The 13,526-nt window shown below is 36.3% G+C and carries 12 protein-coding genes; 4 read left to right on the top strand and 8 right to left on the bottom strand.

Annotation, left to right across the window (positions count from 1 at the left end; genetic code table 11):
- The first annotated feature begins 2 nt into the window (after positions 1–2).
- Entirely contained in the window at positions 3–824 is an 822-nt protein-coding gene (pyrF, locus tag FEE95_RS18935) for an orotidine-5'-phosphate decarboxylase (RefSeq protein ID WP_138659604.1), read from the top strand.
- Here the strand turns inward: pyrF and FEE95_RS18940 are convergent, their stop codons facing one another.
- Positions 825–1,013 (bottom strand): hypothetical protein, encoded by a 189-nt coding sequence (locus tag FEE95_RS18940; RefSeq protein WP_138659605.1) that lies wholly within the window; start codon positions 1,011–1,013, stop codon positions 825–827.
- A 230-nt stretch (positions 1,014–1,243) separates the two neighbouring features.
- On the opposite strand from FEE95_RS18940, the gene FEE95_RS18945 reads away from it, so the two are divergent.
- Positions 1,244–2,086, top strand: a complete 843-nt coding sequence (locus FEE95_RS18945; RefSeq protein ID WP_138659606.1) for an alpha/beta fold hydrolase — start codon at positions 1,244–1,246, stop codon at positions 2,084–2,086.
- A gap of 3 nt (positions 2,087–2,089) precedes the next feature.
- Here FEE95_RS18945 and FEE95_RS18950 read toward each other — a convergent pair whose 3' ends face one another.
- The 7 genes from FEE95_RS18950 to FEE95_RS18980 form a co-directional block, all read right to left on the bottom strand.
- Positions 2,090–2,782: a hypothetical protein gene (locus tag FEE95_RS18950; RefSeq protein WP_138659607.1), complete on the bottom strand. Its 693-nt coding sequence runs from the start codon at positions 2,780–2,782 to the stop codon at positions 2,090–2,092.
- A 90-nt stretch (positions 2,783–2,872) separates the two neighbouring features.
- Positions 2,873–4,288 carry a RagB/SusD family nutrient uptake outer membrane protein gene (locus tag FEE95_RS18955; RefSeq protein WP_138659608.1) on the bottom strand — a complete coding sequence of 472 codons (1,416 nt, stop codon included), beginning with the start codon at positions 4,286–4,288 and terminating at the stop codon, positions 2,873–2,875.
- An 11-nt stretch (positions 4,289–4,299) separates the two neighbouring features.
- Complete coding sequence (locus FEE95_RS18960; protein ID WP_138659609.1) at positions 4,300–7,317, bottom strand: SusC/RagA family TonB-linked outer membrane protein; 3,018 nt, start codon at positions 7,315–7,317, stop codon at positions 4,300–4,302.
- A 593-nt stretch (positions 7,318–7,910) separates the two neighbouring features.
- Positions 7,911–9,206 (bottom strand): helix-turn-helix domain-containing protein, encoded by a 1,296-nt coding sequence (locus FEE95_RS18965; RefSeq protein ID WP_138659610.1) that lies wholly within the window; start codon positions 9,204–9,206, stop codon positions 7,911–7,913.
- 380 nt (positions 9,207–9,586) lie between these two features.
- A complete protein-coding gene (locus FEE95_RS18970; RefSeq protein WP_138659611.1) occupies positions 9,587–10,291 on the bottom strand; it encodes a DUF4197 domain-containing protein in 705 nt (234 codons plus the stop codon).
- Positions 10,292–10,378: 87 nt separating this feature from the next.
- Positions 10,379–11,233, bottom strand: coding sequence for a formyltetrahydrofolate deformylase (gene purU, locus FEE95_RS18975; protein WP_138659612.1), 855 nt, complete (start codon positions 11,231–11,233; stop codon positions 10,379–10,381).
- Between the two features lie 94 nt (positions 11,234–11,327).
- The gene (locus FEE95_RS18980) at positions 11,328–11,741 is read right to left on the bottom strand and encodes a hypothetical protein (RefSeq protein WP_138659613.1); all 414 of its coding nucleotides are present in this window, start codon (positions 11,739–11,741) and stop codon (positions 11,328–11,330) included.
- A gap of 120 nt (positions 11,742–11,861) precedes the next feature.
- On the opposite strand from FEE95_RS18980, the gene FEE95_RS18985 reads away from it, so the two are divergent.
- Positions 11,862–12,314, top strand: a complete 453-nt coding sequence (locus FEE95_RS18985) for an Lrp/AsnC family transcriptional regulator (RefSeq protein WP_138659614.1) — start codon at positions 11,862–11,864, stop codon at positions 12,312–12,314.
- A 64-nt stretch (positions 12,315–12,378) separates the two neighbouring features.
- Positions 12,379–13,494, top strand: coding sequence for a helix-turn-helix domain-containing protein (locus FEE95_RS18990; protein ID WP_138659615.1), 1,116 nt, complete (start codon positions 12,379–12,381; stop codon positions 13,492–13,494).
- Positions 13,495–13,526: the final 32 nt, after the last annotated feature.

Here is a 13,526-nt window from a genome sequence, read left to right on the forward strand (position 1 = left end):
GAATGACTACAGAAGAGCTAGTACAGCAAATCCATAAAAAACAATCTTTTCTCTGTATTGGTTTAGACACTGATTTAGAGAAGATTCCTAATCATTTATTGGAAGAGGAAGACCCTATTTTTGCTTTTAATAAAGCGATTATTGACGCTACTCATCATTTGTGTGTTGCTTATAAACCAAACATTGCTTTTTATGAAGCCTACGGTATCAAGGGTTGGCAGGCTTTAGAAAAGACCATAAAATACCTGAATGTAAATCATCCAGAGATATTTACCATTGCTGATGCAAAACGGGGGGATATTGGGAATACTTCAACACGATACGCAAAAGCATTTTTCGAGGATTTAGAGTTTGATTCGATTACCATTGCCCCTTATATGGGTAAAGATTCCGTAGAACCTTTTTTAGCATTTGAAAATAAGCATACCATACTCTTGGCCTTAACTTCTAACCAAGGGGCTTATGATTATCAAACTAAAATGATTGATGGTAAAGAATTGTATAAAACAGTTTTAGAAACCTCTCAAAGTTATGAGAATGCTAAAAACCTGATGTATGTGGTAGGAGCAACAAAAGCTAGTTTCTTGACTGAAATCCGTGAATTGATTCCCAATAGCTTTTTATTGGTGCCAGGAGTAGGAGCCCAGGGTGGAAGCTTAGAAGAAGTATGCAAATACGGGATGAACAATCAAGTAGGATTGCTCATTAATTCCTCAAGAGGAATTATATACGCTTCAAATAATCAGGATTTTGCGGAAGCCGCTGCAGAAAGTGCTAAATATATTCAGGTCAAGATGGCAGGGGAACTGGGGAAACTAAAATAGTTATACCAAATTCTCTAAAATCTTTTTGATTTTTTGAGCTTTTCCTTCAAAATACTCTACAAGCTTTGCATCATTAATACTTGATGCTCTTTCCATAAAGTTTTGGTACTGATACTCCAAAATGTGAACTGCTTGTCTTCCGTTACTCATAGGTGTTACTGCACCTACTTTGCAATATTGCTTTTCCATAGTCTTAATCTTTGTTCTGATAAAGATACGTGCAGAATGCATTTTTGGACGTAAAGAATCGTCATATTTGTCTATAAATCAGTTCTTTTGATAATTTCTTAACACTTTCGTAATCAGACGTAACAAACGTCGTTCGATGATTATGTTAAATTATCCGTTAAAAGGGAATGCTCTAGTAAAAGTTTTTTTACCTTGCAATGTTGCTCTTTTAGCAACGTCGAGAGAACACTTTGTTAAATTATACTACATATACTCATCAAGAGTCTACTATTTGGGTGACATTCGTGCATGGTGCGGGTGGTAGTTCTTCTATATGGTTTAAGCAAGTACGTGAGTTTCGAAAGCACTTTAATGTTCTTCTTTTAGATTTGCGAGGACATGGCGATTCGAAACCTACTTTAAAGGACGCCTTTAGTGATCAGTATACCTTTGATTCCATTACAGATGATATTGTTGAAGTGATTCATCACCTCAAAATCAAGAAATCACATTTTATAGGTATTTCCTTAGGGACAATTCTTATCCGGAACATTGCGGAGCGTTATCCCGATATGGTGGAAAGTATGGTTATGGGTGGGGCGATTATGAAACTAAATTTCCGATCTCAGGTTTTGATTCGATTGGGAATTATTTTTAAATCGGTTGTACCTTATTTATGGTTGTATAAATTTTTTGCATTTGTAATTATGCCTAATAGCAATCACAAAGAATCAAGATTACTTTTTGTTCGGGAAGCTAAAAAGCTTTATCAAAAAGAATTTATCAGATGGTTTAAATTGACGGCAGAAATAAATCCGTTGCTTCGGTTTTTTAGAAGTGCGGATATTAAAATACCAACCTTATATGTAATGGGCGGGGAAGACTATCTTTTTCTTCCATCGGTTAAAAAGATAGTGGATAAACACACGAAATCAAGCCTTATTACTATAGAAGATTGCGGACATGTCGTAAATGTTGAGCAACCTCAAATTTTTAATAGGTTGGTCATTAATTATGTCTCCGATATAAGTTGGGAATCTATTCTTGTTCAGAAAACTTTGAAAGAACAGAATATGAATTTGTCTAAAGTATAATTTTTATTGTCTAAAGTAGAAATTTAGGATTCTAATTATATCCTCTTTTTTTTCTGGTTTAAGTTTCTCCATTTTCATAAACTTTTCGACTGATTTTCTTTTTCCTTTAAAAAGAGACAAAAAGTTTTTCTTTTTTCTAGGAACCTCCATTAATGAATCATTCGTTAGATTTAGATCGGTTAAATAGAAAAGAGCCCTTCCTTTTTTGAATTTTCCCGGAACATCTTGCTCATAGCTACTCTTGGCTTTTTTTGGCGGAGTATAAATTATACGCTCTTTTAAAAAGAGAGTGTATTTTTCTGAAGAGTGGAGCTTTTCAAAGAATGAACTTCCAGTAGTTCTATCCTCATTGATAAACACATGTGTTTCATACATTTTTTCGGAACCATCGAGTAGTTCTATTATATAATCGTACGAGTTGGATAGCGTTAGTACGTCGTCCATATCTTTAAGTTCAATAATGCTTTCTACAGCATTAAACCGCACGAATTGAGTTTCCTTTAGTCCGTTTATATTGGCTGGAATAAAGGCCTCGCTTAAATAAGGAGAACCCTCTGATTCATCATCATATTCAATAGAATTGGTACCCACATAAAAAACCAATTCATCTAGGCGACCATTGTTTACCTGTTGTATTTGCCCGTAGGTTGAGGCGCATGCCAGCACTAGAATAGGAATGAAGGATATTCGTTTCATAATTCTTTTTGTGTATCAATTTAATTCAAAGGCCACCGAACTTAAATGGTCAGGTGGCCTTCTATCTATATAGCACTAACTATAAATAGACTAAAAATTACCAGGGTTCTGAGTGATGTTTGGATTATTGGTAGTCTCATCTTCCACAATAGGAAATATTACCTTGTCGGCTCCTGGTGCAGAGTTTGCGCCACCACTAGGTCGTAGGTTTTGATTATTTCGTAACAAATCCATTCTACGGTGCCCTTCAAAGCATAGTTCTTTTCTTCTTTCTAATAGAATCGCTTCTAGGTTCACTGAACCTAAGTCAGCCAATCCAGCTCTTGAGCGCAAACGATTTATATCATTTATCGGTGTATCGCCTACAGAAGTACTATTTTGAAAATTAGCTTCAGCTCGAATCAAATACATTTCGGTAATACGAAGTATCATGCCATCCGAAGCGTTGTTTACCACGTCAGGATATTTAGTAGTGAAAAATGTGTCATTACCCCCGGCATCCGAAGCTGGTACCGATAACTCACTGAACCTTCGGTCACCCGTCTCTGCTGCAAAAGTATCAATCAGGTCTTGGCTAAAAGGAGCATCGCCCCTACCACCTGGCGCAGCATTATAAAAATTCACATACACCTCGTCTGATCCCGCCGTTTCCTGAGGACCATCTGTCGCTGTATTGATTGCAGAGAAGATATTTTCAGTAGAACCCGGATTGTCATCATAGAAATCATAATCAGCTGCTAAAGCATATTGGCCTGAAGAAATCACCTGATTTGCAAAATCTGCAGCCTGTGTCCATTCTTCCCGGTATAGATGTAGTCTAGCCAATAATGCCCTAGCGGCCCCGGCACTAGCTCTTAACGCATTATCTTCTGGTAAGGTTGCGATTGCGTCGAGCAGATCTTGCTGTACTGCAGCGTGTACTTCATTGACCGTTGAGCGTTCCAGTTGGAACTCTGAAATATCGCCTCCTTCAAAAGGTTGTGTGACCAGAGGAATTCCGAGGTTGGTGCCCGCCGATATTTGAAAAGGTTGAGCAAAAAGATTCACAAGTTGAAAATTCGTCAATGCCCTAAGAAATTTTGCTTCTGCAATAAATTTTGACTTATCAGCCTCCGTCAAACCCGTTACTTCATCAGGGCTTACATCGGGTAAATTGACAATTATATTGTTGGCGGCACCAATCAACTCGTAGGCATCTAACCAAATATTGTCAATAGAAGCATTCGTTGCCAGGGTTTCGAATTGGTCTATTTCTTGTAAGGAAGGAAAACTTCCTACGAAATTGACATCGTCTGCCATAAAATCTGTGGTCAGTTGTGGCATTCCATTTAAATCACCACTTTGGTTCTTGCTATAGATACCTACAACTGCTCCATTTATAGTGGCTAGACTTCCAAATACGGTATTAGAAGCAACGTTATCTTCAGGTACTACATTCAATTGGTCTTCACACGAAAAAGTAAATGTAAGGACAAACAGTACTACTATTATTTTTATTGTTTTCATTGCTATTATTATTAAAAAGTTAAACGGACGCCTAGTGAGTATGCCTGAGATTGCGGAGCTGTAAAAAACGTTTCTCCTTGAAATAGTGGATCTATGTCATCAGTTACTTCAGGATCAATACCATCTAGTTCATCTCCTTTAATTGTAAATAGATTTGTTGCCGTTGCATAAAAGCGTACGTTAGAGACAAAATTCCCTAAACGATCAAGTGCTCTTTCGGGAAGATTGTATCCTAGAGTTATATTTTTTAGTCTCAAATAGGATCCATCTAATAACTGTTGTGATGATCTTTGATTGAACAAATTAAAAGTAGGGCTTGAAGGACTTGGTAAAAAAGCATTATCACCTGCTTGTCTCCAGTAGTTCAAGTTTTGTCTTCGAATGTTAACAATTCCTCCAATAGCATCATTACCATCTGCGAATCGCAGTCCGTCAAGAACAATATCGTTACCGTAGGAGTAGTTCATTAAGACAGATAGGTCGAAATTTTTGTATTTGAAGGTATTGGTCATACCCCCTGAGAATTCAGGCAACGGACTACCTACAACAACCCTATCACCCGTTCCAGGATCCGTTGTAATATTTCCATCGACATCCAACCATTCTGCGTCTCCGGTTTGAGGGTTTACACCCACATATCGAATCAAGAAAAAATTATTCAGAGATTCACCCTCAATAGCACGTTGGATGGGCCCATCGATAATTCTTCTACCTTCTGCATCTGTTGCTGCATCTTCATTGAGTTGTATGACCTGGTTATCGATTGTTGTAAGATTAAAGTTCGTACGCCAAGTGAAATTTTCTGTGCGAACGTTCACTGTGCTTAACTCAAATTCAAAACCGGAATTTTCCATTTCCCCAATATTTCTGCTTATAGAAGTAAAGCCAGTTTGAGGGGGTAAAATTTGATTCAGCAGTAAATCAGTTGTATTTTTCTTGAAATACGAAACATTAAAATTAACCCGGCCCTTTAAGAATGAAGATTTTAAACCAATATCAATGGTTTTACTTTCTTCCCATTTTAAATCTGGGTTCTCTGGTTGATTTGGTATTACACCTGATTCGCCGTTATAATCTCCTAACCCTCCAGCACTAAATAGGCCCAATGAAGGAAATGTCCCTAAACGATCATTACCTACGGTACCAATACTTCCTCTAATAGATAAATAATCAAAGAAATTGAGGTCTTGAATAAATGGTTCTTCGGATAGTATCCAACCAGCAGCTGCTGACCAGAAATAACCAAAACGATTGTTCGCGCCAAAACGTGAGGAACCATCTCTACGAATAGACCCTTCTACCAAGTACTTTCCTTTATAGTCATAGGATAGTCTTGAGAATAGACCAAATAAACGGGAAGGAAATCGATCACCGTTAAGTACGGTGGGTGTTGCCCCAGAGCCTAGGTTTCTTAGGTCATCGGTCAGGAATCCTGTCGAGGTCACATTTAAACGGGTTCTTAAAGTTTCTTCATAGTTAAGACCTGCGAGTATCGTGAGGTTATGATTTTCATTAAAGCTTGCCGTGTAATTTAATGTTTGATTTGTCAACCATCGTTCTTCACGTACACTTACCTGTTGCGCGGAGCCTCCTGGTGTATTGAATTCTGCATTTCTAAGGGTTTCTTCTAGGTCTAACCTATCAGTTCCGAATTCGGAACGCCATGTCAACCCCTCGAAGGGAGTTATCTCAGTAAAAGCGTTTCCGATGACTCTAAATGTTTTTAGCTCATCCGTATTCAAAGCAACTCTCGCAAAAATATTCGGAATAAATGAACCGGATTGGGCAAAATTACCTTCATCATCAAAAGCTGCCACCACCGGACTTTGTAAAAAGGCAGTTGTGAAAGGGGCATTGATACTATTCTCAACACTAACACGATTGAGACGATTATTTGTTATTCCCAAGTTCATACCGGCCTTTAACCAGTCATTAACTTCCGTATCTATATTTATTCTTGCACCGGCTCTTTGTTGATCGTTTCCTATAATGAACCCTTCGGTATCCTGGTAATCCAGTCCGAAGAAGAAGGTGGTTTTTTCTCCACCTCCTCTGATGCCCATATTATAGTTTTGTGATATACCTGTTCTTTGTACACCAGCCAACCAATCTGTCCCACCAGAACCAATAGCACCTAGATTTAAATCTTCAGGAGATGTTGGTGTTCCATTTTGAATCGTTGCTACTTCCGATTTAAATTGACGAAACTCATCAGCTGTTAAAATATCTGGAACATCAGTAGATTGGGAAAATTGAGTGTTGACATCCAAGGTTAAGGTCGTTTTTGAATTCTTTTTCCCCTTCTTCGTGGTAATCAAGATAACCCCATTCGCGCCTCTAGATCCATAAATAGAAGTTGCCCCTGCATCTTTTAATACAGTAAGGGAAGCAATATCATTGGGGTTTACATAGGATAATGGATTGATTCCCGTATTTCCACCTCTATTTAAGGTATTACCAGCGGTATCGGTGATTGGTACACCATCAATTACAATCAAAGGTTGACTACCAGAGTTTATGGAATTCACTCCACGAACCCGTATAACAGCGGCCGAACCCAATACCCCTGAGGCATTTACAATCTGGGTTCCTGCACTTTGACCTTGTAAAAGTTGGTCTGCGGATACGACCTGAAGATTTTCAATGGCCTCTTCTTTTATTAGAGCCACATTTTGAATAATCTTCTTTTCCAATTGATTTCCGTATCCAACAACAACTACCTCTTCTAAGGCTTCGGCATCCTCTTGCATTTGAACATTTATTGTATTGGATTCCGTAATTCGCCTTTCAGTCGTAGCCTGTCCTAAATATGAAAAGACTAAAACGTCTCCCATACTAGCTTGGATGGCGTAGTTGCCATCAAAATCAGATTGTGTCCCCGTCGTTGTACCTTTTACCAAAATGTTCACACCGGGTAAGTGTACATCATCTTGGTCGGTAATGTTACCGGTAATAGATTTTTCTTGTGCCTGTGTCCATGATATACCAAGTAGACATAGCATGAACATCCAATGAATTCTTTTTCTCATATTTAAATAGATTTTAGATGTAAAGTGCAGCCCTGAATGTTGATAGCTAATTCAAATAATTACCCTAAAAACTGAGACAGAAGTTCTTTTTTAGAAGTAAAGTTTCAGAGCTGCTTTTTTTACATTGAGTTAGTCACTGATATCAAAGTAACAGGCTCTTAACTTTTTTTTGGGAAAGACTGATAAACGTTTCCTTTTCCGACGAATTTTTACCTTCGATTTACGGTATTCAGAATGGTATTCAGACGGTTTCGTTAATGTGATATCGGAATTGAATTTCTGAAGTAATTCCAATACAAGAAATCGAGTTGAGCTCAAAGTAGGGAAATGATAATATGAACATCTATTATTTTTTTAACGTAAGACTAGAAATGTGAAGTTTACAATAAAGGCAGTTCCGAATGGGTTCTTTGATGACTAATTCAAATAACTACTCCAAAATGAGAAAAGAAGAATGATTTCTACGAGTATAACCTTCAGAACTGCCGTTTATAATTTGATTGATGGACTTGAAATTAAAGACTTTGGAGCAATGCTTAGGAAAGTCTGATAAACGTTTACTTTTCCGATAAAAGTTTACGAGAGGTTTACCTCTAAGTAGTAATTGCGATTCTTTGATATTGGCTAGGGGTGAGCTGAGTATCTTTCTTAAAAGCTTTGTTAAATGTAACTTTGTTATTGTAGCCAACTTCATAGGCGACATCTATGATGTTCAAATTCTTTTTGATGTCACTATTTAAAATTGCTTTTGCTTCCTGTATCCTATATGTGTTAATTAATTCATGAAAACTCATTTTAAAATGCTCATTGATTACCTGTGAAGCATTGTGTCTTGTTGTATTGAGCTTATCAGAAAGGGTATCAAGGCAAAGATTACTCTCTTTATAGATTTTTTCTTTATCAAATAAATAAATCAGATTTTCCTTTAATTCAAGCGACAAACTCTTGGTAAGTCCCGATTTTTTGTACTTAAATAAGAGTTTATTGAATGAAAAAGACCCATTGAAAACACCAGGTTGGACATTTGCAGAATATCCGAGATACATGACCATTGAAGCCATACACACTACTTGAATATGGTATAAAACCCCAAAATTAATATTATTTGCCAACAGTGTCCCATACACTGAATAACATACAACATAAAGCATGTGGATTATAAAAATGTTTTTCTGCCATATTTTATTTTCTCTATCAAGTTGAATATTCTTTTTTGATGCCATGTACATTCTTCTTATGAAATACCCATAAATCAATAAGGATAATAGTTTTAAAACGATTATAGAAACATCGGAAAAACTTCTTCCAATGTTGGCGCGCCCTAGCATGATTTCCAGCTTTTCATCTGCAGACATTAAATAGCCTGGAAATAGGTAAATAGCAAATATCAAAGTTGGTAAAAAATGTAAAAGGTCAATTTTTTTGAATCTATGTTGTTGTGTTATTCTCTTAAAATATAGATAGAGTAGGGGCCCATACAAAAAAGAAAAAACTGTTGATAGACGATAAGTGTGCGGAAATTGAAATTGATATTTTGTTATACTAAGAAAAATATGAAGTATAAAAATAGAATGGATAAATATAAAGGCGCTTATCAATATCTTGGCAGTGGATTCAACTTTCTTATTAAAATGAAGAATAATCGCAATATAAAAACCGATTAATGCGACATATAAATATGTAAAGGATAGAAAAGTGAAATCGGGAGATGAATCAAAAGCAGGCTTTACAAGTGTTTCAGCTACACCCGGAAAATTAATATTCAAAAACAATTGTTGAAGGGTATTGGGGTCTACCACACCAGCAATACCACTAAAGTCTATGGACGGACTAGAGTAGCTTGGCGTTATTGTGAGCAAGAATGTGATTAGTATTCCCAGTAGTCTCATAATGATTGATGAATGAATTAGCCAGTATTAAGGTAGGAATAAATACAAGTCAAATCCAGAAATCATAAAAAAAAAAGTAATTCCCGATAATAACTTACCTTTTATTTGGGTAAATAAAAGGTAGGTCTTATGGGTGAAACGTAGTATTTGTTAAGACTTAAGAGTTTTTGACCAACCCATAATATAAAAGCGGTAAGTTCAAAAAAAGCACAAAAAAAACCGGTGCTCCCACCGGTTTTAACTAACTAACTCAAAAAATTACTAACTCAAATTTGTACTAAAAAGTTCCTTGAAACTTTCGAAATATTTTTAATAAGGTTCTCTAAAAATACAACGCTATAAAAGCGAGAATAGTATAAAAGAGGGTAATAATTTTAACATTAATCTTGAAGTACAAACACCTTTCTCAAAAGATCTGTAGTTCTCGAAGAAACTTTAGTTCTTATTTCTTTTTCTTCTACGGCAATCATTGTATAAACTCCATTCAAGGCTTCCTGGGTGACGTAGTCAGTCAGGTCAGGATTTACGTTTTTCGTTAGAGGAATGTTGTTATACTTTGTAATTAAATTGTTCCATATTCGGTCGGCCCCGACCTTTTCGAATGAATTCTTTATTACGGGATTAAACTTTGAATAAAGTGCCGTTTGAGTTGCATTGGTAAGGTATTGTGTAGCCGCATCGTCTTTGCCTAAAAGAATTCCTTTAGCATCATTAAATGTAATACCTTTTACGGCATCTACGAAAATTGGTGTTGCCTCCCCAACGGCATCTTCAGCAGCACGGTTCAATACCTTGAGCCCTTCATCCGCTAACTTGCCCAAACCGACATCACGAAGTGTTTTGTCTACTTTTTGTAATTCCTCGGGGAGTAAAATTTTGACCAGCTCGTTTTTCAAGAAACCATCTTCTTGAGTCAATCTGCTAACCTGTTTGTCAATTCCTAAATCTAATGCTTCACGAAGACCTGCGGCTATATCTAAAGTTCCAACACCCGAAGTTCCTTGAGGAAGTTGATTTACCACTTGTTGTAGTTCGCCACAACCAAAAAGTTGAAATATGAGCAATACTAAGATTAATTTTTTCATTTTGAAATGTTTAGAGGTGTAACATCCCTACAACGAAAAAGCCTTGCCTATCGTATTTAAATTGGTACTAAAAGAAAAAGAAACCTTTTATGCGAAGATTACGGTCTTATTGTTATAAACCATTGTTTTGCGCTGTAGATGTAATTTTACGGCACGAGATAATACTATTTTCTCTAAGTCTCTTCCTTTGGCGATAAAGTCCTTAATACTATGTGAGTGCGAAACTGTAGCCACGTCTTGTTCAATAATTGGCCCAGCATCTAAAGCCTCTGTTACATAGTGACTAGTAGCTCCGATAATTTTGACGCCTCGTTTAAAGGCCGCATGGTAGGGCTTTGCACCTGCAAAGGCGGGTAAAAAAGAGTGATGGATGTTTATAATTTTATTAGGATAATGGCTAATAATCTTCTCACTTACGATTTGCATGTAACGTGCAAGAACAAAAAAATCAACTTGATGTTCTTTCAACAATTTCAATTGTTCATCTTCGGCTGCCGACTTGTTTTCTTTCGATATGGGAATATGGTAAAAAGGAATGTCAAACTGATTTGCAATATAGCGCAAGTCCTCATGATTGCTAATAATAAAAGGAATCTCAACATGTAATTCCCCAGACTTATATCTACTTAAAATATCATAAAGACAATGGTTGTATTTTGATACAAAAAGAGCCATTTTAGGAACCACGGTATCTATATAAATTTCACACTCCATTTTATATGGCGCCGCTATGGAACTTAAAAACTCTTCTTTGAAAGTAGTTGCTGAAAATTGGTCAGACCCATTGAAATCAGTCTCTAAACGCATGAAAAAAATATTGGCTTGTTTATCGACGTGTTGATCTAGGTAGATTACATTTCCTCCTTTCGCTTGAATAAATCCCGTTACTGAACAGATGATACCGGATTGATCTGGACAATTAATAAGAATAGTTGTTTTCAATAGTTCCAATTTTAAATACAAAATTAGAATATTAAAAACAGCAAACTAAGCGAAAATTGTGATTTTACGTGAAGTAGTCTTTTTGGAACAAAACTTAGCTAGGAGAATCATCGGATGAATTCGGTAAAGTTCGAATCCACTTTAAATACGATTTTCGAAAACTTTTGATTTCTGAGCGTAATAGATTTAGGTATTCTTTTTCCTTAACGCCATCTTTTTCCAAGCCGGTGCAATATGAGTTAATATTGCGAATCATGATATTGATAAAGGTAGCGTTCCGTAGTCTTTCACTGTATGATTTTGAAGACAAGGCCTGGGCCATATTCTTAGAGATTAAACGAGCATCAGTAAGAAGGGAATTTGCTATTATGTCCCGTAAGCTATTCGATTGATATAGTTTCACAAGGTCCTTATTGAATGAAACATACGATACCAGATGCCGACTAAGCTCATAAAGAGATTCGGCTTTTTGATAAACCTTTACAGCGCCAAAATTTTCTGAAGACATGTTTTCTTTGTAATAGCAATTATATTATAAAGTTACGTCACAAACCAACTATATTTCTTTAGAATCAATAGGGAAATAGTATATTTACTTTCGATACTAATATATTTATCTGATTTACCTATGAATATTAAGATAGATGATTTGAATTGGAAGATACTGGAATGCCTGCAGGAAAATGCAAGAACTTCTTTCGCTGATATTGGTCGAAAAGTAGGCCTAACTCCACCTGCTGTAGCAGAGCGAGTTAAGAAAATGGAAGACCTAGAAATACTTGAAGGCTATACTGCCAAAGTCTCTCATGCCAAAACGGGACATCAGTTAAAAGCCATAATCACACTTCGTGCTTTTATGGGAAAGTTGAAGCCTTTTCTTAATACAGTTATTGACTTTAAAGAGGTAATAAATTGCTACCGAATTACGGGTAATGAGAACATTGTAATGGAGGTGGTTTTAAAAGATCAATTCCATTTAGAAAAGTTTATTGATAAACTTATTCAATATGGTGAAACACGAACGCATATTATTCTTTCTAATGTTGTTTCGAATGCACCGATACTAAAAAGGGATGGTTAAGCATTGATTACATAGTGGGAAGCACACAATTTTGGCTAAATTTAAAATCAAATAGAACTTAGGAATGCAAGTTATTTTGGAATATGCGATTACGGCTATAGTCTGTTTGATTACAGCTATTGTCATTCAACGCATTTACAAAAAAGAAAAAAGCAATGTGGCCAATGCAGATGAGGTCAAAGGCATCCTATGGTTTGGGCTAGCTATTTTCGTGTGGGGCCTTGGGGCCTTATTCAACCTGATTGCAGTTTCCCATTTAGATTGGTCACCTACCAACAAAATTCTTACCTATTTTGGCGTACTGATTTCCCTATTGAACTCACTATTTATACTCCTGTCTATACCATCCATTGAATATAAAGGCCAACGGAGTATAATTATTCGTTTGGTTGAACGCTTTTCTGAGAGGGAATTTATTTCTATTTATTTGGGCATTATGGGAATGCTCACTTTTGTTTTTTTTGCTGCTTCTTTCACCAATTCGGCTATCAGCAATTCATTGATATGGTTAATCGATATTCCAATTTCTATAGTGGTTGCTATTGCCTTGCTGAATGCTTTAAATAAAGCTTTTAGTAATAGAAATATGCGATTCATGGTTTTACCATGTCTTGCGCTTTTTATGCTCATTTTGATTGCCGTGACACATCGAATAATACCCGAAGAACGAATCCCGGATTTTATTTCAAAGGATTCCTGGATTACCCTTGGCACCGTTACTTCCATTTCATTTAAGTTTCTTTTTATTCTTTTGTTTTCCATTCTATTGTACAGCTGGAAATTCTTGTCAGAAAAGGAGAAGAAGCAATCTCGCTTGGACGAAGTATTGATTGAAAAAGGAAAATTGGAAGAAGAGAATTCGAAATTAAAAATTGCAAACAGCAGCCATCTAGATACCATTTCAAGATTGACTACCGATTTGGAAACCCTTACAGAGACTACTAAAATTAACCTTTCCGATAGACAAAAGGAAGTCCTGGGGAATTTAGGGATTTTAGGAAATGAAAAATCGTACACCGAAATCGCCGAGGCAATGCACATAAGTGTCGACGGATTCCAAACCCATATACATCAAATTAAAAAGGCCTTGCATATTAGTGGTTCTGCGGGAAAGAATCAGCTTATTCAATATGCGCTTGAAAATGACATGTTGCGATATGCTACCCTAAAAGCCAATTAATTCTACATTAAACTTATCTATTTAGCTAGTAT

This window comes from Maribacter algarum (ex Zhang et al. 2020), assembly GCF_005885635.1.
GTDB lineage: Bacteria > Bacteroidota > Bacteroidia > Flavobacteriales > Flavobacteriaceae > Maribacter_C > Maribacter_C algarum.